Source organism: Caniella muris (genome assembly GCF_943193035.1).
In the GTDB taxonomy this organism is placed as follows: Bacteria; Actinomycetota; Coriobacteriia; order Coriobacteriales; family Atopobiaceae; genus Granulimonas; species Granulimonas faecalis.
This window is the reverse complement of sequence record NZ_CALPCK010000002.1, coordinates 167,139-187,485: the sequence shown is the minus strand read 5'-3', so window position 1 is coordinate 187,485 and position 20,347 is coordinate 167,139. Positions and strand designations below refer to the sequence as shown.

The 20,347-nt window shown below is 71.1% G+C and carries 20 protein-coding genes; 10 read left to right on the top strand and 10 right to left on the bottom strand.

The genetic code is table 11. The annotated features are described in order from the left end of the window. Positions 1-116: 116 nt before the first annotated feature. From NFR49_RS07900 to NFR49_RS07875, 6 genes are all read right to left on the bottom strand, one after another. Positions 117-1,763 (bottom strand): peptide ABC transporter substrate-binding protein, encoded by a 1,647-nt coding sequence (locus NFR49_RS07900; protein ID WP_251159100.1) that lies wholly within the window; start codon positions 1,761-1,763, stop codon positions 117-119. A gap of 321 nt (positions 1,764-2,084) precedes the next feature. After that, positions 2,085-2,705: a DedA family protein gene (locus NFR49_RS07895; RefSeq protein WP_251159099.1), complete on the bottom strand. Its 621-nt coding sequence runs from the start codon at positions 2,703-2,705 to the stop codon at positions 2,085-2,087. Between the two features lie 169 nt (positions 2,706-2,874). Then, the gene (locus tag NFR49_RS07890; protein ID WP_251159098.1) at positions 2,875-3,348 is read right to left on the bottom strand and encodes a flavodoxin; all 474 of its coding nucleotides are present in this window, start codon (positions 3,346-3,348) and stop codon (positions 2,875-2,877) included. Positions 3,349-3,408: 60 nt separating this feature from the next. Further along, complete coding sequence (locus NFR49_RS07885; RefSeq protein WP_251159097.1) at positions 3,409-4,428, bottom strand: aldo/keto reductase; 1,020 nt, start codon at positions 4,426-4,428, stop codon at positions 3,409-3,411. A 29-nt stretch (positions 4,429-4,457) separates the two neighbouring features. Next, positions 4,458-4,946, bottom strand: coding sequence for a MerR family transcriptional regulator (locus tag NFR49_RS07880; RefSeq protein ID WP_251159096.1), 489 nt, complete (start codon positions 4,944-4,946; stop codon positions 4,458-4,460). Next, a complete protein-coding gene (locus NFR49_RS07875) occupies positions 4,933-5,688 on the bottom strand; it encodes a carboxymuconolactone decarboxylase family protein (RefSeq protein WP_251159095.1) in 756 nt (251 codons plus the stop codon). The genes NFR49_RS07880 and NFR49_RS07875 overlap by 14 nt, the downstream gene beginning before the upstream one ends. Positions 5,689-5,941: 253 nt before the next feature. On the opposite strand from NFR49_RS07875, the gene NFR49_RS07870 reads away from it, so the two are divergent. Both NFR49_RS07870 and NFR49_RS07865 read left to right on the top strand, forming a co-directional pair. Next, the gene (locus tag NFR49_RS07870; protein WP_251159094.1) at positions 5,942-6,454 is read left to right on the top strand and encodes a hypothetical protein; all 513 of its coding nucleotides are present in this window, start codon (positions 5,942-5,944) and stop codon (positions 6,452-6,454) included. A 121-nt stretch (positions 6,455-6,575) separates the two neighbouring features. Next, positions 6,576-7,742, top strand: coding sequence for an iron-containing alcohol dehydrogenase (locus NFR49_RS07865; protein ID WP_251159093.1), 1,167 nt, complete (start codon positions 6,576-6,578; stop codon positions 7,740-7,742). A 33-nt stretch (positions 7,743-7,775) separates the two neighbouring features. On the opposite strand, the gene NFR49_RS07860 is transcribed toward NFR49_RS07865, so the two are convergent. Next, a complete protein-coding gene (locus tag NFR49_RS07860; RefSeq protein ID WP_251159092.1) occupies positions 7,776-8,654 on the bottom strand; it encodes a LysR family transcriptional regulator in 879 nt (292 codons plus the stop codon). A gap of 109 nt (positions 8,655-8,763) precedes the next feature. On the opposite strand from NFR49_RS07860, the gene NFR49_RS07855 reads away from it, so the two are divergent. The 4 genes from NFR49_RS07855 (at position 8,764) to NFR49_RS07840 (ending at position 12,812) form a co-directional block, all read left to right on the top strand. Further along, positions 8,764-9,327 (top strand): DapH/DapD/GlmU-related protein, encoded by a 564-nt coding sequence (locus NFR49_RS07855; RefSeq protein WP_251159091.1) that lies wholly within the window; start codon positions 8,764-8,766, stop codon positions 9,325-9,327. Positions 9,328-9,375: 48 nt separating this feature from the next. After that, positions 9,376-10,368, top strand: coding sequence for an alpha/beta hydrolase (locus NFR49_RS07850; RefSeq protein ID WP_251159090.1), 993 nt, complete (start codon positions 9,376-9,378; stop codon positions 10,366-10,368). Further along, positions 10,368-11,114, top strand: a complete 747-nt coding sequence (locus NFR49_RS07845) for a RibD family protein (protein WP_251159089.1) — start codon at positions 10,368-10,370, stop codon at positions 11,112-11,114. Before NFR49_RS07850 ends, NFR49_RS07845 begins: the two co-directional genes overlap by 1 nt. Positions 11,115-11,267: 153 nt before the next feature. Continuing rightward, on the top strand, positions 11,268-12,812 hold the full coding sequence (locus tag NFR49_RS07840; protein ID WP_251159088.1) for an MDR family MFS transporter: 1,545 nt from the start codon (positions 11,268-11,270) through the stop codon (positions 12,810-12,812). Positions 12,813-13,101: 289 nt separating this feature from the next. On the opposite strand, the gene NFR49_RS07835 is transcribed toward NFR49_RS07840, so the two are convergent. Continuing rightward, the gene (locus NFR49_RS07835; RefSeq protein ID WP_251159087.1) at positions 13,102-15,222 is read right to left on the bottom strand and encodes a cation:proton antiporter; all 2,121 of its coding nucleotides are present in this window, start codon (positions 15,220-15,222) and stop codon (positions 13,102-13,104) included. Between the two features lie 162 nt (positions 15,223-15,384). Between NFR49_RS07835 and NFR49_RS07830 the strand changes: the two genes are divergently transcribed. Next, positions 15,385-15,852, top strand: coding sequence for a YbaK/EbsC family protein (locus NFR49_RS07830; RefSeq protein WP_251159086.1), 468 nt, complete (start codon positions 15,385-15,387; stop codon positions 15,850-15,852). Positions 15,853-16,114: 262 nt separating this feature from the next. Here NFR49_RS07830 and NFR49_RS07825 read toward each other — a convergent pair whose 3' ends face one another. After that, positions 16,115-16,579 carry a GNAT family N-acetyltransferase gene (locus NFR49_RS07825; protein WP_251159085.1) on the bottom strand — a complete coding sequence of 155 codons (465 nt, stop codon included), beginning with the start codon at positions 16,577-16,579 and terminating at the stop codon, positions 16,115-16,117. A 175-nt stretch (positions 16,580-16,754) separates the two neighbouring features. On the opposite strand from NFR49_RS07825, the gene NFR49_RS07820 reads away from it, so the two are divergent. From NFR49_RS07820 to NFR49_RS07810, 3 genes are read left to right on the top strand one after another with little or no spacing between them, the layout of a single operon-like run. Then, a complete protein-coding gene (locus NFR49_RS07820) occupies positions 16,755-17,138 on the top strand; it encodes a GntR family transcriptional regulator (protein ID WP_251159084.1) in 384 nt (127 codons plus the stop codon). Between the two features lie 31 nt (positions 17,139-17,169). Next, complete coding sequence (locus NFR49_RS07815) at positions 17,170-18,051, top strand: ABC transporter ATP-binding protein (RefSeq protein ID WP_251159083.1); 882 nt, start codon at positions 17,170-17,172, stop codon at positions 18,049-18,051. Between the two features lies 1 nt (position 18,052). Further along, positions 18,053-18,745: an ABC-2 transporter permease gene (locus NFR49_RS07810; RefSeq protein ID WP_251159082.1), complete on the top strand. Its 693-nt coding sequence runs from the start codon at positions 18,053-18,055 to the stop codon at positions 18,743-18,745. 126 nt (positions 18,746-18,871) lie between these two features. On the opposite strand, the gene NFR49_RS07805 is transcribed toward NFR49_RS07810, so the two are convergent. Beyond that, a complete protein-coding gene (locus NFR49_RS07805; RefSeq protein WP_251159081.1) occupies positions 18,872-20,347 on the bottom strand; it encodes a UxaA family hydrolase in 1,476 nt (491 codons plus the stop codon).

Sequence of the window (20,347 nt, the reverse complement as noted above, 5' to 3'; positions counted from 1 at the left end):
CGGGCACTCTCGGTGTCGCACGGCCTGGACGACGGCCCCCTCCCGCATGGTGTCGCGGGAGGGGGCCGTCATTAGTCACGAAACAGGCGAAGCGACAGATGGGCCAGGCACCTCTGTCACGCGAGCTCCCAGGAGGCGTCGCTCTGGGCGCGGTTGGGCGCCACGTAGGCCTCCTTGATGCGCTTGGAGCCGAGCTTCCGCAGGGTCGAGAAGGTCAGCGGCGCGTAGGGCACGTCCTCGGCCACGACGGCGTTGGCCTGCTGGTAGAGGGAGGTGCGCTCGTCGGCGTCGGACGTGGCCCGGGCCTTGGCGAGCAGGTCGTTGACCTCGTCGTTGGAGTAGGACGCCGAGTTGTCGGCGCCGGTGGACGAGCAGAGCGTGCGCAGGATGTCGTCGATGGAGGGGTACTGGGCCAGCGAGGCCGTGCGCACCATCTGGTAGGAGCCGGCGTTGATGGCGTCCTGCAGGGCGGCGTTCTCCATGGTCTCGAGCCTCACCTTGATGCCCGCGGCGTCGAGGTCGGCGGCGATGGCCTGGACCGTGTCGGCGTGGCCGCCGTCGGCGTTGTAGAGGAACGACAGCTCGGGCGTGCCGTCCGGGTAGTACTGGGCCACGAGCTCCTTGGCTTTGTCGGGGTCGTACTGCGCGTAGGCCCACTGGCCCTGCTTGTAGCCCTGGCACGCCGGCGGCACGAGGTTGTCGGCCACGGCGGCGGAGCCCTGGAGCACCGTGTTCACGATGTTGTCGCGGTTGATGGCGAGGCTGATGGCCTGGCGCAGGTGCACGTCCTGGAGCGCCGGGTCCTTGAGGTTGAACACCAGGTACGACACGGCGGGCATGGTGCCCATGAGGAGCTGGTGGCCCGGGGTGATGGTGTAGCCGTCCTCGGAGAGGCCGTACTCCTTCTCGATGTTGGAGATCTCGGCCGTGGGGACGTCGCAGTAGTCCACGTTGCCGGCCTGAAACTCGCGGTAGCCCGTGGAGACGTCCTTCTGGATCATGATGTGGAGCTTACCCACCTTGGGCCTCACCTCGCCGGTGTAGCCGTCGTAGGCAGCGAGGTTGACGTACTGGCCGTCCACCCAGTCGCCGTCGATCTTATAGGCGCCGTTGCCGATGGGCGAGTGGAAGAACGTGCTCGGGTCGTCGAGGGCCGCCTGGGGCACCGGCGCGGTCTGCATAAGGGTGCACATCATCGGGAACTCGAAGAACGGCTCGTCGAGGGTCACCTGGAAGGTGTACTCGTCGGGGCAGGAGACGCCGGAGAGGGAGTCGGCCTTGCCGTCGAGGACGTCCTGGTAGCCCTTGACCGCGGCGAGCGCGCCCGCCACGGCGCTGGGGCTGTCCATGGTCTTGGGGTTCACGAGGCGATTCCAGCCGCGCTGGAAGGCGGCGGCGTCCACCTTGTCGCCGTTGTGGAACGTGGCGCCCTGGCGGATCTTGAAGGTGAAGACGGTGCCGTCGCCGTTGGGCGAGACGGACTCGGCGGCGCAGGGCACGACCTCGTCCTTCTTGAAGTCGTAGGTCATGAGCGGGTCGAAGACCTGGCGGCACACGGAGATGTCGGTGTCGTCCTGCACGTTGTAGGGGTCGATGCACGAGAGGCCCACCACCGAGAGCGAGAGCGTGCCGTCGGACTGGCCGTCGGAGCCGGAGCCGCTGTCGGACGCCCCCTCCGACTTACAGGCGGCCAGGCCGAGGGCGCCGGCCAGCGCTGCGCCGCCGACGAACGTGCGGCGGGTGATCCCATGAGTCGTCTTCATACATGCCCCCAAGGTTCGATGAGTGACTACACTCCTGGCGTCGTACCCGGGGAGAGGTGTCGTTAATCTTCCATTAATATAACGTCATGAACAGACAAACCAACGGACACTCCGCACCTGAACGTGAATGAGGGCGACCTCCGACGCCGTTCTACGCCGAAAGTCGCCCTCGGATGCCTTCAGGTGCGCAGAATCCGCCCCCAACCGCGTTCAGATGCCGAGAGGGTCGCCCCTATCCGCGTTCAGGTGCGGAGGAGGGGGTACGAAATGGGGTGCGGCGGGGGGGTGCCGGGGGTGCGGCGGGGAGTGGAAAGCGCCCCGCTAGGCGCGGTCCTCGCGCCACGCGGGGACCGCCCGGCGCACGACCCACCAGCAGGCGCCCGCCACGAGCAGGGCCACGACGGCCAGCTTGAGCACGTCGGAGGCCCAGGCCACGGAGCCGGCCACGTTGTGCCAGGCGTCGCCCGCCGCCGCACCCAGGCCGCAGAGCACGGTGTTCCACAGGAGGGACCCCGCCAGCGTGTAGAGCGTGAAGCGGCCCACGCCCATGCGGGCGGTGCCGGCCGGGATGGAGATGAGGCTGCGCACGCCGGGCACGCAGCGGCAAAGCAGGACGGAGAGCTGCCCGCGGGTCTCGAACCACCCCACGACTCGCTCGACGTCGGCCCCGGTGAACCCGAGCAGGCGCATGGGCCTCGTCTCGAAGAACGCCACGAGGCGCTCGCGGCTGATGACGCGGCCGATGCCGTAGAGGATGAACGCGCCGAGCACCGAGCCCGCCGTGGCGGCCACGATCACGCCGGGGAGGGTGAGGTGGCTCGTGGTGGTGAGGAAGCCGGACAGCGGCAGGATGACCTCGCTCGGGATGGGCGGGAACACGTTCTCGATGAGGATGAGGGCACCGACGGCCAGGTAGCCGAACTGGTCGATGAACGCCTCCATGGGCTGCTCTCCTTAAAAAGTGGGCGCGGCGGCCCGTAGACGGTGGCAACCCATCCTACGCAAAGGCGGCCCCCGCAGGGGCCGCCTTACAGCCTGAACACAATCTGTCTCACGCCCACCACATGGGTGAAAACGGCGGACCTCCCGGACCCCGGGACCGTCCCGGTGCCTAGCGGGCCTGAGCCACCAGGGCCTCCACCTGGGCGTCGGTGGGGCCGTTGAGCGTGGCGCCCTCGAGCACGGTGGCGCCCACGGCGTTGCCGGCGATCGTGGGCACGGCGTCTGAGACGGGCGAGCCGCCGGAGGTGCAGAACGGCACGACGGTCTTGCCGTCGAGGTCGTAGGTGTCGAGGAAGGTGTCCACGATGTTGGGCTCGCGGTACCACCACATGGGGAACCCCAGGTAGATGACGTCGTAGGAGTCCATGTCCGCCACGGAGCCGGAGATGGCCGGACGGGCCTGGGGGTCCTTGCCCTCGAGGGTGGTGCGGGAGCCGGCGTCGCGCCAGTCGACGTCGGCGTCGGTGTAGGGCTGCTCGGCCACGATCTCGTAGAGGTCGGCGCCCGCGGCCTCGGCCACGCGGCGGGCTACGGCGGCGGTGCGGCCGCCGTGGCTGAAGAAGGCGACGAGTGACTTGCTCATGGCGTTCCTTTCAACGGGTTCCAGGGGGATGGGCAGGCGGCTGCGGCGGGCCGGACACCCTCACGAGAGGTCGGACGCCAGCACGCCGCCCGCCAGGGCCTTCTCGCCGGGACGGGCGAGGGGCCCCACGAGCTCGTGGGCGGTGTAGGGCCCCTCGAGCCGCTCCATGTCGTCGGCCGTGAGCTCGAGGGCGAGGGCGGCGCAGGCGTCGTCCACGCGCGAGGGCCTGGAGCAGCCCACGATGGGGCTCTCCACGCCGCGGGCCCACAGCCACGCCAGGGCCACCTGCGCCATGGGGACGCCGTGCTCGGCGGCCACCTCGGCCACCCGCTCCACGATGGGCAGGTCCTGGGCCTTGGCGGCGTCGTACTTGCCGCGCATGGTGGCGTCGGTCTCGCTGCGCACGGAGCGGGCGTCCCAGGTGGGTCGCGCCAGATGGCCGGACCCCAGCGGGCTGTAGGGCGTGAGCGCCATGCCGTACTGGCGGCACACGGGGATGAGCTCGCGCTCGTCCTCGCGGTAGAGCAGGTTGTAGTGGCACTGCATGGAGGTGAAGCGGGTCCACCCGTGGGCGTCGGCCACGTGCTGCAGGTTCTGGAGCTGGTAGGCGTACATCTCGCTCGCCCCCAGGGCCCGCACCTTGCCGGAGCGGACCAGGGCGTCGAGCGCCCCCATGGTCTCCTCGGGGTCGGTGCCGTAGTCGTAGCGGTGGATGATGTAGAGGTCCAGGTAGTCGGTGCCCAGGCGCGAGAGCGTCCCGTCGATCTCGCGCTCGATGGCCGCCGCCGAGAGGTTGCCCTCGTTGAAGTAGACCTTGGACGCAAGCACCACCCGGGAGCGGTCGACGCCGAGGTCGCGCAGGGCGCGGCCGATGTACTCCTCGGACGTGCCGAAGGAGTAGCAGTTGGCGGTGTCGATGAAGTTGATGCCGTCGTCGAGGGCCCGCGCCACCACGGCGCGGGTGTCGTCGGGGCCGAGGGTCCACTGGTGGAACCGGGGGCTCGGCTCGCCGAAGCTCATGCCGCCGAGACAGACCTTCGAGACCTCGATGCCGCTCCATCCGAGTTTGGTGTATTCCATGGGATTCCTTTCCTCGCGTGTGCGACGGCTCAGCCCTCGTCCCGGCCGCCGGCCGCCATCTCCTCGTGGATGCGGCGCCACCCGGCACGGTGCTCCTCGGGCACGGCCTCCTCGCCGAGGGCCCGGAGGGCGGCCTCGTCGGCGCCGGCCAGGAGCTCGTCGTAGTACCAGCATTTGTAGTCGAGCACCTCGAGCACGCCGCGGATGCGCTCCATCTCGGCGGCCACCTGGTCACGGCGCCCGTGGAAGAGGGCGGCACGCTCGCCGTAGGTGGACGGCCCCTCCCCCACCGCCTCCATGAACCGGCGAATCTGGGCGATCTCGAGCCCGCTGGCCTTGAGGCACTCGATCATGCGCAGGGTCTCCACGTCCTCCCGCGAGAAGCGGCGCTGGCCGCCCTTGCGCCCGAGCCCCGGGAAGAGCCCCTGCCGGTCGTAGTAGCGCAGGGTGGAGACGGGCACGCCGAACCGCTCGGACACCTCGCCGATGGACAGCCCCTCGACCTTACGGGAGGGCATCGTAGTCCTCGTCGGACACGGGCTCGCACCACTCGTTGGAGCAGCCCTCACCGGGCGCCTCGAAGGCCACGTGCGAGAACCAGGAGTCCTTGGCCGCGCCGTGCCAGTGCCTGACGTTGGCGGGGATGGTCACGGTGTCGCCGGGGTGCAGCTCCCGTGCCGGCTTGCCCTCCTCCTGGTACCAGCCGCGGCCGTCGGTGACAAGCAGGATCTGGCCGCCGCCCCGGGTGGCGCGGTGGACGTGCCAGTTGTTGCGGCAGCCCGGCTCGAAGGTGACGTTGGCCACAAACTGCGTCTCGTCGGGGTCGGTGAGGGGGTTGAGCCAGGAGCGGCCGGAGAAGTACCGCGCGAAAGCGTCGTTGGGCTCGCCGAGGCCGAAGACCCCGCCATGGGCCTCGGGGTCGCCCAGGTCGAGGGGGTCGTCGGCGTAGACCCCGGTGACCACGCGAAAGGCCGCCCAGGCGTTGGGCCAGCCGGCGTAGAAGGCCACGTGGGTGAGGAGCGCCGCCATCTCCCGCCCGGTGACGCCGTTCTTCTTGGCGAAGGCCACGTGGTGCTCGAAGGACGAGTCGCAGAGGCCCTTGGCCACGAGGGTGGTCACAGTGAGCATGGAGCGGGTCTTGGGGCTCAGGGTCCCGTCGTTCCACACCTCCCCGAACAGGACGTCGTCGTTGACGGCGGCGAACATGGGGGCGAACTCCCCCAGCTGGTCGCGGCCCGCGGTCTGCACGATCTTTGCCATGGCTTCCCCTCTCGTTGCGGTCGGTGGCTCGAACCTAAACCTGTAGTCAGGTTCAGGTTAAAGAGGGGACCATGGGGCTCCACGGAACGTCCACGGGGTGCGGGCGGGTTTTGTTTCCGTTTGATGGGGGGCACGGTCGCGTCGTGTTATCCTGCAAAGCGCACATAACCCAAGCGCGTATAACGGTTCAGCGCAGGTCGGCATTACCGACCTGCGCTTTTTTTGCGCGCGCCGTCGGAAGGAGTTCCGGTCAATGAAGTTCTTCATGCGACTGCCCCGCAACGGGCGAGAGTTCGCGCTCTTCCTGCTCGTCGTCTCGCTCATCTCGGTGAACCTCATCGCCCCCACCGTCACCTGCATGGAGCTCGGCTTCTCCCCCGAGGCCTGGGGCGCCACCTACTCTGCCATCGTCTTCGTGTGGGTGCTCGTGGTGGCCTGCGTCGTCGCCACCAAGCGCCCCGTGGAGCACGTGTGCGCCAAGGTGGCCGACGAGGGCGACAGCTACAACATGCAGGTCCTGCTGAACATCGTCGTCTCCGTGCTGTTCCTGTCCGTCCTGCTCACCCTGCTCGCCCCCATGGTGGCCACCGGCGAGACCCTCGGCCACTCCGCCGGCGAGTTCGTGTACCGCTGGCCCCGCAACTTCGGCGTCGCCCTCTTCGTGGAGGCGCTCATCGCCCAGCCCATCGCCCGCGCCGTCATGAACCGGTACCACCTGGCCCTCGACCGCAGGGGCGCCTCCCGGACGGTGGAGGAGCGGGCCTAGGGCGCCGCACCGTCCATGCCTTTTGGGCATATCAACTAATAGATCATAGGTATTGGTAACCGTGTCCCGCCGTCCCCATACTGGGGGCGACGGGACACGAACCTATTCGAGGAGGTCGCCCATGCTCGGAACCTTTACCTATGAGAACCCCTGCCGCCTGCATTTTGGCCCCGACGCCCTGGACCGGCTGCCCGGCGAGCTCGCCCAGTACGGGCCCCGGGTGATGCTCGTCTACGGCGGCGGCTCCATCAAGCGCTCGGGCCTCTACGACCGGATCGCGGCCATGCTCGAGGAGGCCGGCAAGGAGGTCGTGGAGCTGCCCGGCGTGATGTCCAACCCCACCGCCGACAAGCTCCGCGAGGGCCGCGCCGTGGCCAAGGACAACGACGTCGACCTCATCCTGGCCGTGGGCGGCGGGTCGGTCATCGACTTCGCCAAGGGCGTGGCCGTGGCCCTCACCAGCGACGAGGACCCCTGGGAGAAGTTCTACCTCTCCATGGACGAACCCGAGGGCCCCGTCACGCCCGTGGGGTGCGTGCTCACCATGAGCGGCACCGGGTCCGAGATGAACGGTGGGTCGGTCATCTCGGACCATGGCTCCGGCCTCAAGATCGGCCACGTCTTCGGCCCCGAGGTGATGCCCCGCTTCGCCGTCGTCAACCCCGAGCTCACCCTCACGGTGCCCGACTACCAGATGCGCGCCGGCATCTTCGACGCCTTCAACCACATCCAGGAACAGTACTTCTCGGGATCCGACGACAACACGAGCGACTACATCTCCGAGGGGCTCATGCGCTCCCTGATCCACTCCAGCCGCATCGCCCTGGACGACCCCACCGACTACGAGGCCCGCTCCAACATCAGCTGGGTGTGCACCTGGGCCCTCAACACCCTCGTGGCCTGCGGCAAGGCCACCGACTGGGAGGTCCACATGCTGGGCCAGGCCATCGGCGCCCTCACCGATGCCACCCACGGCATGACCCTCTCGACCGTGGCGCTCCCCTACTACCGACTGGTCATGGCCCACGCCCCCGAGAAGTTCGCCCGCTTCGCCGCCAACGTATGGGGCATCCCCGCGGAGGGCAGGACGGTCGAGGAGCTGGCCCAGGCGGGCCTCGACGCCTTCGGCGCCTGGATGGACGAGCTCGGCGTGGTGACCCACAGCGCGGAGCTCGGCTTCGACGAGTCCATGATCGACCAGGCCGTCGAGGGGACGTTCATCTTCGAGGGGGGCTACCACACCCTCTCCAAGGCCGAGGTGGCCCAGATCTTCAAGGAGAGCCTCTAGGGGCCACGGTACCCGGGGGCGCGCAGGGGCTCCTCACCGGTAACGGGAGATGAGCTCCTCCCTGAAGAGCCGGGCAGCCCGGGAGGGCGTCCGGTCGCGCAGCCACACCACCCGGTTCTCGACCGTCACCGCCGGGGCCAGGGGTATGAAGACCAGGCCCGTGCGCTCCGAGCACTCCACGAGCCCCCCGAGCGTCACGGCGACGCCGAGTCCCGCCTTGACCATGAGGCCGGCGTTGTGGGCCAGGTTGTAGGTGGCCACCACGTCCAGGCGGTCTCCGTAGGGGCCGAGCCAGCGGTTGAGCGAGGAGGCGGTGCGCTCCTGGGCGCTGGCGATCAGGGGCAGGCCCACGAGGTCCGCCGGCCCCACGGCGGCGCGGTCCGCCAACGGGCCGCCACGGGGCGCCACCACGCCCCAGACGTCGCCCGCCGTGAGGCCCACCCCGTCGTGGCGGGCCTCCTCGCGTCCCCCCACGAGCAGGGCGAAGTCCACCGCCCCGCAATCGAGGCGCCCGAGGACGTCGCGGGCGTTGCCGCTGTGGACATCGAAGCGGACCTTCGGGTGGGCCCGCGAGAAGTCGGCCATGACGCAGGCGAGCTCGGCCATGCCCTCCGACTCCCCGGCGCCGACGGACACCAGGCCCCCGATGTCCCCGTCGAAGGCCTTGAGCTCGGCCTCGGCGGCGTCGGCGATGGCCGTCATCTCCGTCGCGCGGTCCCGCAGGAACCGCCCCTCGTCGGTGAGCACCACCCCGTGGGGGCCGCGCTCGAACAGGACGCAGCCCAGCTCGTCCTCGAGGTCGCGGAGCTGCCGGGAAAGGGTGGGCTGGCTCACGTGGCACACCGTGGCGGCCCGGGACACGGTGCCCTCCTCGCAGACGGCCAGGAAGTAGCGGAGCACGCGGAGTTCCATGGGACCCTCCATACGTTCTATCTATGCCAGTCCATTCACTATAGGTCTTTGCCATGGGGCAGCGGGGGTCGCACCATCGAGGCAAGGCCGCGCGATCGAAAGGAGCGCTTTGGACACCAAGGAGTTTCTCGCCGCCATGGACGGCGGCGAGCCGGTGAGGGGCGGAGGCCCGGTCCACCAGGAGATGCATCGCCTCAGCCAGGAGGCCGTCGAGATCTGCTCCCGCATCAACGGCGGCTACCACGAGCCCGCCGAGCTGCGGGCCCTCATGGCCGAGCTCTGCGGGCGTCCCGTGCCCGACGACTTCTCCCTGTTCCCGCCGTTCACCGCCGACTGCGGCAAGAACATCCACATCGGCCGCGGGGTCTTCATCAACTCCGGCTGCCGCTTCCAGGACCAGGGCGGCATCTACCTGGGCGACGGTGCCCTCATCGGCCACAACGTGGTGATCGCCACCCTCAACCACCCCCTGGAGCCCGCCCTGCGCCACGGCCTAGAGCCGTCGCCCGTCCACGTGGGGGCCAACGCCTGGATCGGCGCCGGCGCGATCCTCTTGCCCGGCACCACCGTCGGCGAGAACGCCGTGGTGGCCGCCGGTGCCGTGGTGACCCGCGACGTCCCCGCGAACACCGTGGTGGCAGGCGTCCCCGCCAAGGCCATCCGCACCCTGTAACCGACCGGCAGACCGGGCCCCGAGGGCCCCGAGAGACTGGACAGCACCATGGAGAACGAGAAGCTCGAACTCACTGAGGAATGGGACAAGGTCTTCCCCCAGGACCCCGATGTGGAGCACCGCAAGGTGTGCTTCCACAACCGCTACGGCGTGACCCTCGCCGCCGACCTCTATAGGCCCAAGGGCGCCGAGGGCCCGCTGCCCGCCGTCGCCGTGGCCGGCCCGTTCGGCGCCGTCAAGGAGCAGGCGAGCGGCCGCTACGCCCAGGAGCTCGCCCGCCGCGGGTTCCTCACCGTGGCCTTCGACCCGTCGTTCACCGGCGAGTCCGGCGGCGAGCCCCGCTACGTGGCCTCGCCCGACATCAACACCGAGGACTTCTCGGCGGCCGTCGACTACCTCGAGACCTCCGACGAGGTCGACGGCGGGCGCGTGGGCATCCTCGGCATCTGCGGCTGGGGCGGTATGGCCCTCTCCGCCGCCGCGGCCGACCCCCGCATCAAGGCCACCGTGGCCAGCACCATGTACGACATGAGCCGCGTCACCGCGAACGGCTACTTCGACGCCGAGGAATCCGCCGAGGGGCGCCGCGCCAAGCGCGCCGCCGTGGCCGCCCAGCGCACGGCCGACTACGCCTCCGGCACCTACGCCCTGGCCGGCGGCCTTCCCGACGAGCGCCCCGAGGACGCCCCCGCCTACGTCCAGCAGTACTGGGACTTCTACAAGACGCCCCGCGGCTACCACCCCCGCTCCCTCAACTCCAACGGCGGCTGGAACGTCACGTCCAACTACTCGTTCCTCAACATGCCGCTCCTGGCCTACCTGGGCGACATCGACCGTGCGGTCATGGTCGTCCACGGCGAGAAGGCCCACAGCCGGTACTTCGGCCAGGAGGCCTTCGAGGCCCTTGCCGAGGCCAAGGGGCCCGAGGGCGACAACAAGGTCCTCGAGATCGTGCCCAGTGCCACCCACTGCGACCTCTACGACCAGATGGACAAGATCCCCTTCGACCACATCGAGGCATTCCTGAGGGAGCACCTGTAATGGGGTGGCGGGGTGAGGGCGCCAAACCCTACGTCTTCTGCCACATGGAGACCTCGCTCGACGGCAAGATCATGGGCCGGTTCTGGGACGTCCTCGGCGACCTCGACGAGAACCCCTTCTACGACGTGGCCTTCGGGCCCGACCGGGTATGGCCCATGGGAGGCTGGATCAGCGGCCGCGTGACCACCGACGACAACTTCACCGACCACGCCGAGCCCGCACTGCCCGAGGCCTGGGACCCGGTGCCCGAGGGCGACTTCCTCTGCGATACCGGCGAGCCCATGTACTACATCTCCATCGACCCCCACGGGCGCCTCGGCTGGACCTCCGACCGCATCCGCTACCGCGACACCGACGCCAAGGTGCTCGAGGTGCTCACAGAGCAGGCCTCGGAGCGCTACCGGGCCTTCCTCCGCGGGCTCTCGATCCCCTACCTCGTGTGCGGCGAGGAGACCGTGGACTTCTCGGCCCTGCTCGGGCGCCTGCGCGACGACTTCGGCATGGACTGCGTGATGCTGGGCGGCGGAGGGACCGTCAACTGGTCCATGCTGTGCCAGGGCATCGTGGACGAGGTGAGCGTGGTAGTGGACCCGTCCGCCGACGGCTCCACCGAGACCCAGACGCTCTTCATGGCCGCCCCGGGCCTCGCCCCCGTGGAGCCGCACCGGTTCCACCTGGAGTCCGTGGAACGGGTGGGCACCGGCGGCGAGCAGGTGTGGCTGCGCTACTCCGTGGACAACGGCTGACGGCGCGGCACGCGGGGACCCGCCCCCGGTGCGGCAGGGCCCGCCGAGGGCGGCCAAGGCAGGGGCGGCCGTGACGGGGGCGGCGGCCTTCCCGTAACGGGGGGAGGCCGTCTCTGGGTACGGGCCTCCCTGAGCGACCCGGAGGAGGACCCCGTGAACGACCAGACAGCAGAGCCGACGACCTCGACGGACCCGAAGGAGGGCCTGCGCGGCCGCCGGCTCACGCTCGTCTTCGGGGCGCTGCTGCTGGCCATGGCCGTGAGCTCGCTCTCCGAGACCATCGCCGCCACGGCGCTGCCCACCATCGTGGGCGACCTCGGCGGCGTGGAGGCCATGCAGTGGGTGACCACCACCTACATCCTGGCCACCACCGTGACCATGCCCATCTACGGCAAGCTGGGCGACGTCGTGGGGCGCAAGCGGCTCCTCATGGGATGTCTCGCCCTCTACGCCGCGGGCAAGGCCGTGTGCGGCCTCACGCCCAACATGGAGTTCCTCATCGTGGGCCGGCTCGTCTCGGGCCTGGGCGGGGGCGGCCTCATCATCCTGTCACAGGCCTCCCTGGCCGACATCATCCCGCCGCGGCGCCTGGGTGCCTTCATGGGCGTCATGGGGTCCACGTTCACGGTGTGCCGCGTGGTGGGGCCGCTCCTGGGCGGGTGGTTCGTGGAGGTCACCGGCTGGCGCTGGATCTTCTGGTTCACCATCCCGCTGGCCCTCGTGGCGCTGGCCGGGCTCTGGAGGTTCCTCCCCCGCGACGCGGCCGACCGGAAGACGCACCCCGACTACGCCGGCATGGCCTCCCTGGCGGCCGCCGTCTGCAGCCTGGTGCTGGCCCTGTCGTGGGGCGGCAACCGCTTTGCCTGGGACAGCTGGCAGGTGGTGGGGCTGCTCTGCGTCGCCGTGGCGTCGGTGGGCTGCCTCGTGGCGGCCGAGCGGCGGGCCGCGAGTCCGGTCATGCCCCTGGGGCTGTTCCGCGACCGCGACTTCGTGCTCACCTCGGCCGTGGGCTTCCTCGTCAACATCGGCCTCATGGGCGCCGTGTCGTACCTGCCCACGTACTTCCAGATCGTCGACCGCATGTCGCCCGAGGCGGCCGGCCTCATGTGCGTGCCCATGTCCGTCGGCAGCCTCGTGGCCTCCACCGCCACCGGCATGCTGGCCTCCAAGACCGGCCGGTACCGCTGGATGCCCGTGGCCATGTGCGCCGTGTGCGCCGCGGGGTTCGGCCTGATGGCCACCATGGCGCCGGGCACCCCCATGTGGCAGACGGTGGCGATCCTGCTCACCGTGGGCTGCGGCTTCGGCCTGGGGTTGCAGATCCTCACGCTGATCGTGCAGAACGAGTTCCCGCACTCCATGGTGGGCACCGCCACGGCCGCCAACAGCCTGTTCAGGCAGGTGGGCTCCACCGTGGGCGCCTCCCTCGTGGGGTCGCTGTTCACCGCGCGCCTGGTGGCGGACGTGGCCGACAGGCTCCCGCCCGCCGACAACGTCTCGCTCTCCTCGATCACGCCGTCGTTCGTGGACGGGCTCCCCGGCCCCGTGCAGGCCGCGGTGGCCCAGGGCTACTCCGAGGCCCTTGTGCCGCTGTTCGCATACTTCGTGCCGCTGTGCCTGGGCGGCCTGGTGCTGGCACTGTTCATCAGGCAGAAGCCGCTGGCCACGACGATCGACCACGGGGCGGCGGAGAAGTAGCGGCGCACGGCGGGGCCGAGCCCAGCTGCGGGGCGTGACAGCGGTGCCTGGCCCATCTGTCACTTCTCTTATTTCTCTCCTTATGATGCCCGGCCATGCCACTGAGAGCTCCGGCATGGGTTTTGGGGGCCTCTCGACAGGAAAAACCATGCCGGAGGGGCCTTCGGCATGGTCCGGCGCCCCGTCGGGGGTCCGAGCACCCAGGGCGCCCGACCGACGGGCAAAAGTGGGACAGAAGTGCCCGACCATTGGGACAAAAGTGTCCGGGTGGCGGGACAGAGGGCCGGGTCTAGAGGCCCAGCTGCAGCACGTGGACCTCCTCGGTGAGCTCGGCCGCCTGGCCGTGGGAGATGTCGCCCGAGGCCACGAGCCCTTCGATGCGGTCCAGCTCGAGCCTGAGCCCCTCGGCCGTCATGGCCCGCGCCAGGTGCCGGGCCTCCGCGAGGGACGCGCCCTGCTCGGCGGCCAGGTGCTCCAGGTCGCGGCGCGGCCGGGGACCCGGCGGCACGGGGGACGCGCCGGTGTCGGACCCCTCCACGAGCGCGTTGTACACGGCCCAGTGGTCCGAGAGCAGCAGCCGCGCCGCCAGGGCGCGCTCCGGGGACGGGTCGCGGGCCGCCTCGCTGAGGTACCCGATGGCGGCCTCCTGGGAGGCGCGGGCCAGCACCGGCAGCGTGCGCTCGAAGGCGCCGTCCGATCCGCGACCGCGGACCTCGTCGGCCAGGGAGCGGGCGAGGGCGCGGAGGGCCGAGGGCCGCCGCCGGCGCACCCGGGTGGCCGAGGGGTCGCCGCGGCCCAGGCGCGCCACCATGGAGAAGAGCTCGGAGAGCTGCGCGTCGTAGCGCTCCACGGCCGCCGGGCTCAGGGCCGGGTCCCCGGCCAGGGCGGCCACGGCGGCGCGTTGGCGGTCGAGGGTCTCCAGGCGCATGCACACGAGGACGTGCGGGTCGACCGTGCGGTTGCGGGCGCGGGCGATACGGTCGCCGTACCCCGAGAGCACGAAGCGGCGCGCGGCCCGGGCGGCGGCGGTGTCCCGCGGGTGGCGCGACAGCTCGCGCACCACGGGCTCCAGCACGGCCAGGCGGGCCTCGTCCAGGGCGCGCGCCTCCCCGTCGGCGTCCTCTGGCGAGGGTGCCACGAGCGGCATGGCGAAGTTGGCCAGCAGCAGCGTGGCCACGATGACGAACGAGGCGATGAACACGAGGACGTTGCGCTCGGGGAAGGGCTCGCCGGCCGCCGTGAGGTAGGGCAGCGTGAGGATGACCGAGAGGGTGATGGCGCCCTTGGGGCCGGCGAGGGTGAGCAGGGCCGCCGAGCGGAGCGCACCGCCCGCCGTGGCCGCACCGCCCTCGGCGGCGCCCGAGCAGGCGGCGCCGGACCGCGAGAGGGACCGGGCGCGCACGAGCTCCATGGCGAGGGTCCACCCCAGGCGCACGGCCACCACGACGAGGCAGACGGCGGCGGCGCTCGCGAGCAGCGTGCCGTTGGAGATGGCGGGCGAGCGCCACGACGGCAGGAGGGCGCGGGGCAGCTCCATGCCCAGGATCACGAAGACGACGCCGTTGATGATGAAGGTGACGAACTCCCACACGTTGGAGGAGACCAGGCGCATGCGGGCCCGGGCCGGCGTGCGGCGCTCGGGCATGGCGGCCATGACGATGCCGGCCGCCACCACGGCGAGGATGCCGGAGACGCCGAGCTCGCCGGCCACGAGGTAGACGAGGAACGGCGTGAGCACCTCGAACGCCACGTGGGCCGTCGTGCTCTCGAGGCCGGTGGACCCGAGGGCCCGCAGCACGAGCGCGCCGGCGAGGCCCATGAGGGCGCCCACGGCCAGGCCGCCGGCGAACGTGACCGCGAAGGCCACCGACACCTCGGCCACCGAGAAGGCCCCGGTCACCGCGGCCGCGACGGCAAACTGGAACGTGACCACACCCGAGGCGTCGTTGAAGAGCGACTCCGCCGACAGGATGGCGTCCTGGCGCTTGGTGACGGCCACGTCGCGGGAGAGGGCGTAGACGGCCGCGGCGTCGGTGGGGGCCACGGCGCCGCCGAGGGCGATGGCGGCGGCCAGGGGCACGGTGGGCAGCGCGGCGTGGAGCGTGACGCCCACCGCGAGCGCCGTGGCCACGACGAGCCCCAGGGAGAGCGAGGCGATGGGCCTCCAGTGGCGTGCCATGGAGGCGAGCGACACGTGGCGGCTCTCGTCGAAGAGCAGCGGGGCGATGAAGAGCACGAGGAAGAGCTCGGGGTCCACCTGCGCGAGGGCCACCGACCCCAGCAGGAGCGAGATGGCCAGGCCGATGGCCACCTGCACCAGGGGCAGCGAGACGCGGGGGACGAACTGCTCGAGCACCGCGGAGACGAGCACCGACACGAGCAGCACGAGGGCGATATGGAACAGGGCCACGGGCGGGTCCTCCCATCGGGGGCGGTCTGGTCTGGAAGGCGGTCCTTTCAGTCTCGCACAGCCGCTCCCCCGCCCGCCCTGTCACGGTTTGACGAACCCTCGGTACGGGTGGCGGCGGGTGCCCTAGGCTTGTGGGCCGAGAGGGTCGACGAGAGGAGAGCCATGGGGATCGAGAGGGCGCGGAGGGCCTTGGCGGCGGCCGGGCTGGAGGACCGGGTCATGGAGTTCGACACGTCGAGCGCCACGGTGGAGCTCGCGGCCGAGGCCGTGGGCTGCGAGCCGGCACGCATCGCCAAGACGCTGTCGTTCGCCGTGGGCGACCGGGTGGCCCTCGTGGTCTGCGCCGGCGACGCGCGCATCGACAACCCCCGGTTCAAGGCGGAGTTCCACACCAAGGCCAAGATGCTGGGCCGCGACGAGGCCGAGGAGCGCATCGGCCACGGCGTGGGCGGCGTGTGCCCGTTCGGCGTGGAGCCCGGCTGCGACGTGTACCTCGACGAGAGCCTGCGGCGGTTCGACACCGTGTACCCGGCCGCCGGCAACGCCGCCAGCGCCGTGCGCCTGTCGTGCGAGGAGCTCGAGGGGGCCTGCGACGGCGCCCGGTGGGTGGACGTCTGCAAGGGGTGGTAGCGGGGGCGCTCCCGGGGGCCGTCTCCCGGCGACGTCCCCGACGGCGGCCCCTCCTCTGCACCTTCTTCTGCACCTGAACGCCGTTGAGGGCGGCCGCTCCCGCACCTGAACGCGACCAGGGGCGGATTCTCGTCACCTGAACGCGCACCAGGACGGTTTTGACGGGAGACACGCCGACGGAGTCGCCCTCATCCGCATTCAGGTGCGGGAGGGGGCCGCCGTCGCGGGACCGCCGCCGCAGGGCCGCGGCGGCCGGTACCCCTCAGAGTACCTGCTCCATGCAGGTCTTCATCGGCACCATGCCCAGGGCCTCGTAGAAGGCGCGGGCGCCGGGGTTGCACTCCCACACGTTGAGCGTCACGTCGAAGAAGCCCCGCTCCCGGGCCCAGGCCACCGCGTGCCCGTAGAGGGCGCGGCCCACGCCGCGGCCGCGGACGCCCTCGTCCACACAGAGGTCGTCGATGTAGAGCGTGGTGGCGTCGCGGCGGATGGGGTCGCCCTCCATACGATGCACCTCGCAGAGGCAGTAGCCCGCCACGCGCCCGTTGAGCACCGCCACGAAGACGGGCCTATCGTCGTCCTCCAGGATGGCGGCCAGCTCGTCGGCACCGTACTTGGTGCCCAGGCGGAACAGGTCGGGCCTGCCCTCGGCGTGCACCCGGTTCACCTGCGCCAACAGGTCGAGCATGGCCCCCACGTCCCGGCGCCCCGCGTCCCGCACCTCCACGGTCTCCCCCCTCTCCGCCCGGTCCGTGCCGGGCCTCCCAGTCCCCTGGATTATGACCCTCGGCCCCGCTCCCCGCCACCGGGCGCACCGTCCTTTGAGATCCCCCTTGACAGCTCCCCGCCGCGGCCATACTGTACATATCGTGTATACACAGTAAGGCAACCCGAGGAGCGATTTGGACATCATCCTCTCGAACTCCAGCGACCTGCCCATCTACGAGCAGATCGCGGCCCAGCTGGAGCGGGCCATCCTCAACGGCGAGCTCGCCGCCGGGGAGCGCCTGCCCTCCATCCGCTCGCTAGCCAACGACCTGCGGGTGAGCGTCATCACCACCAAGCGCGCCTACACGGAGCTCGAGCACCGCGGCTTCATCGACACGGTGCAGGGCAAGGGCAGCTTCGTCTCGGGCGGCAGCGCCGAGCTCCTCCAGGAGGGGCGCATGCGCCGCGTGGAGGAGCTGCTCACCCGGGCCGTGGACGAGGCCGCCGCCACCGGTGTGCCGCTCGCGGAGCTGCCGGCCATGCTCGACCTTCTCATCCAAGACGTCCGGGAGGGCTGACCCCTCCCGCCCGAAAGGAGCCCGACCCGCCATGAAACCCCTGGTGCAGGTCTCCGGCCTCTGCAAGTCGTACCGCGACTTCACCCTCGAGGGCGTGACCCTCACGGTGGAGCCCGGCTGCGTCTGCGGCCTCGTGGGGCCCAACGGCGCCGGCAAGTCCACCCTCATCAAATGCCTGCTGGGGCTCGTGACGCCCGACGCCGGCCGCGCGGAGGTGCTGGGCGAGCCCCTGCCGTGGGCGCCGCGCCTCTCGCCCGGGCTCAAGGCCCGCGTGGGCGTGGTGTTCGACACCCTGCCGCTGCCGGGGTCGCTGCGCGTCTCGGCCGTGGGCGCCATGGGACGCGCCGCCTACCCCTGCTGGGACGATGCGCGGTTCCGCGCCCTCTGCGGCGAGTACGGCCTGGCGCCCCACAAGGCCGTGGGAGAGCTGTCCCGCGGCATGGGCATGCGCCTCTCGCTGGCGTTCGCCCTGGCGCACCGGCCCGACCTGCTCGTCCTCGACGAGGCCACGGCCGGACTGGACCCCATGGCCCGCGACGAGGTGCTCGACGACGTGCGGGCCTTCATGGCCGCCGACGACGGCCACGGCGTCCTCATGGCCACCCACATCACGGGCGACCTCGAGAAGCTTGCCGACGAGGTCGTGTGCCTGGACGGCGGCCGGGTGGCGTTCGACCTGGCCAAGGAGGACATCACGGACACCGCGGGCATCGTGCGGTGCACGGCCGGGCAGTTCGAGCGCCTGCGGGCGGCCGGCGTGGAGGGGCTGCGCTGGGAGCGGCGCCCCTACGAGACCGTGGTGCTCGCACCCGACCGCCGCGCCCTGGCCGCGGCCTGCCCGGACCTCGCCGTGGGCCGGGCAACCATCGAGGAGTACATGACGCTCGCCGTCAAGGGCGAGAGGGAGGCCTGACATGCGGACCGTGCTCATCTCGGACATTCTCACCATGAGAAAGCCCCTCGCCCAGCTCGCGTTCATCGGCGTGTTCATCGCGCTGTTCATAGGGAGCGTGGCGGTCGCGGGGTTCTTCCCGTTCCTCTTCATGACGAGCCTGTTCACCGTCGACGAGCAGAACGGTTGGGAGCGCTTCCGCCTCACGCTGCCCGTGACGCGGAGCCAGGTTGTGCGGGGCAGGTACCTGACCGTGCTGGCCTCGTGCGTCGTCTCGGTCGTCGGGGCGGTGGCGCTCGCAGTGCCGTTCTCCTGGCTCTCCGAGGCGGGGCTGCCCGTGGCGTCGGTGGTCCCGACGGAGGGGACCGGCATCGGGGAGCTGCTCCTCACCACCACCGTGGCCTCGGCCGCCACCGCCCTGGCCGTCCTGCTCCTGGCGTCGCTCTCCATGCCGGTCTACCTGCGCTACGGCGCCACCAAGGCGGCGCGCGTAGCCCCGGCGGTCGTGATCCTGGCGTTCTGCCTCGGCATGGCCACCCTCGAGCAGGTGGGCGTGCTCGCCCAGTGGGGGCCGCACGTGGACGCGTGGCTGGGAGGGCTGGCCGCCAGCGGCCAGGGGGTGCCCGTCGCCCTCCTCGCCACGGCGGCGGTGCTGGCCGTCTACGCCGCGTCCTCGCAGGTGTCGTGCGCCATCTACGAGAGGCGGCAGTTCTAAGCGCCGGACACGGGCTGCATACGGCGCGCCCGGCCGCCCATTGGACGGGCGGCCGGGCGCAACGACGGCGGTTTGGGACAAAAGTGCCCGACCATTGGGACAAAAGTGTCCGGGTGGTGGGACAGGCTACAGCGTCACACCGTCTTTCCAAATGGCGACCTCGGCCGCGCCGCGGCGCTCCGCCGAGGTCCTGCGGCCGCTCGCGCAGGCCAGCACGGCGTCGAAGAGCGCGTCGGCGGCCTCGTCGATCGTGGCCTCCCCCGCCGCCACGACGCCGGCGTCGAAGTCCACCCAGCCGGGCTTGGCCGCGGCCAGGGCCTCGTTGGTGGCCACCTTCATGGTGGGCGCGGGGGCCCCGAACGGCGTGCCGCGGCCGGTGGAGAACAGGATCACGTGGCAGCCGGCGGCCGTGAGGGCCGTGGTCGACACCATGTCGTTTCCCGGGGAGCACAGCAGGTTGAGGCCGTGGCGCTCCACCTGGCCGCCGTAGGGCACCACGGCCACCACGGGGGCGCTGCCGCCCTTCTGCACGCAGCCGCAGCTCTTGTCCTCGAGGGTGGTGATGCCGCCGTCCTTGTTGCCGGGGCTCGGGTTCTCGTAGACGGTCTCGCCGTGGGAGATGAAGTACTCCTTGAAGCCGTTGAGCATGGCGCAGGCGTCGTCGAAGGTCCCCCGGCTGTCGCAGCGGCCGAGCAGGAAGCTCTCGGCGCCGAACATCTCGGGCACCTCGCAGAGCACCGATGTGCCGCCCTCGGCCACCACGCGGTCGCTCACGCGGCCGATGACCGGGTTGGCCGTGATGCCCGAGAGGCCGTCGGAACCGCCGCACTTGAGGCCCACCACGAGCTCGTCCACGCCGATGGGCTCCCGCCCGCGGCCTCCCACGAGGTCCATGAGCTCCTCCACGAGGGCCGCGCCGGCGGCGAGCTCGTCGTCGACGTCCTGGCAGGTGAGGAAGCGCACGAACCTCGGGTCGTAGTCGCCGAGCTCCTCCACGAGCTGGGCGTGGGTGCAGTTCTCGCAGCCGAGCGAGACGAACACCACGCCGGCGGCGTTGGGGTGGTGGGCCAGCGCGGCCAGGACCTTGCGGGTCTGGGCGTGGTCGCCGCCGGTCTGGGAGCAGCCGTAGGGGTGGGCGAAGGAGAGCACGGCGTCCACGGAGCCCCGGGGCTCCACCGACTCGGCGATGGCGCGCGCGATCTGGTTCACGCAGCCCACGGTGGGCACCACCCAGACCTCGTTGCGGGTGGCGGCCCGGCCGTCGGGGAGCCGGAAACCCATGAAGGTGCGGGTCTCCTCCGGCGCCACGGCGCAGGGGCGCGGGTCGTAGACGTAGTCCACCTCGCCCGAGAGGTTCGTGGCCATGGCGTCCAGGTGCACCCAGTCGCCGGGGGCGACGTCGCGGGTGGCGTGCCCGATGGCCACGCCGTACTTCACCACGTCCTCGCCGGCGGCGATGGGGGCCAGGGCCATCTTGTGGCCCCGGGGCACGTCGCGCAGGGCCACGACGCCGCCGGCGCCCTCGGGGGCCTCGCCCGCGGCCACGGGCTCCAGGGCCACCGCCACGTTGTCGGCGGGGTCTATGCGAATGACCGACGCCAC

What these genes read in the sequence shown, in the direction of transcription:
- NFR49_RS07900 (WP_251159100.1), bottom strand. Translation starts at nt 1,763, where the DNA reads ATGAAGACGACTCATGGGATCACCCGCCGCACGTTCGTCGGCGGCGCA.
- NFR49_RS07895 (WP_251159099.1), bottom strand. Translation starts at nt 2,705, where the DNA reads ATGGAGGCGTTCATCGACCAGTTCGGCTACCTGGCCGTCGGTGCCCTC.
- NFR49_RS07890 (WP_251159098.1), bottom strand. Translation starts at nt 3,348, where the DNA reads ATGAGCAAGTCACTCGTCGCCTTCTTCAGCCACGGCGGCCGCACCGCC.
- NFR49_RS07885 (WP_251159097.1), bottom strand. Translation starts at nt 4,428, where the DNA reads ATGGAATACACCAAACTCGGATGGAGCGGCATCGAGGTCTCGAAGGTC.
- NFR49_RS07880 (WP_251159096.1), bottom strand. Translation starts at nt 4,946, where the DNA reads ATGCCCTCCCGTAAGGTCGAGGGGCTGTCCATCGGCGAGGTGTCCGAG.
- NFR49_RS07875 (WP_251159095.1), bottom strand. Translation starts at nt 5,688, where the DNA reads ATGGCAAAGATCGTGCAGACCGCGGGCCGCGACCAGCTGGGGGAGTTC.
- NFR49_RS07870 (WP_251159094.1), top strand. Translation starts at nt 5,942, where the DNA reads ATGAAGTTCTTCATGCGACTGCCCCGCAACGGGCGAGAGTTCGCGCTC.
- NFR49_RS07865 (WP_251159093.1), top strand. Translation starts at nt 6,576, where the DNA reads ATGCTCGGAACCTTTACCTATGAGAACCCCTGCCGCCTGCATTTTGGC.
- NFR49_RS07860 (WP_251159092.1), bottom strand. Translation starts at nt 8,654, where the DNA reads ATGGAACTCCGCGTGCTCCGCTACTTCCTGGCCGTCTGCGAGGAGGGC.
- NFR49_RS07850 (WP_251159090.1), top strand. Translation starts at nt 9,376, where the DNA reads ATGGAGAACGAGAAGCTCGAACTCACTGAGGAATGGGACAAGGTCTTC.
- NFR49_RS07845 (WP_251159089.1), top strand. Translation starts at nt 10,368, where the DNA reads ATGGGGTGGCGGGGTGAGGGCGCCAAACCCTACGTCTTCTGCCACATG.
- NFR49_RS07830 (WP_251159086.1), top strand. Translation starts at nt 15,385, where the DNA reads ATGGGGATCGAGAGGGCGCGGAGGGCCTTGGCGGCGGCCGGGCTGGAG.
- NFR49_RS07815 (WP_251159083.1), top strand. Translation starts at nt 17,170, where the DNA reads ATGAAACCCCTGGTGCAGGTCTCCGGCCTCTGCAAGTCGTACCGCGAC.
- NFR49_RS07810 (WP_251159082.1), top strand. Translation starts at nt 18,053, where the DNA reads ATGCGGACCGTGCTCATCTCGGACATTCTCACCATGAGAAAGCCCCTC.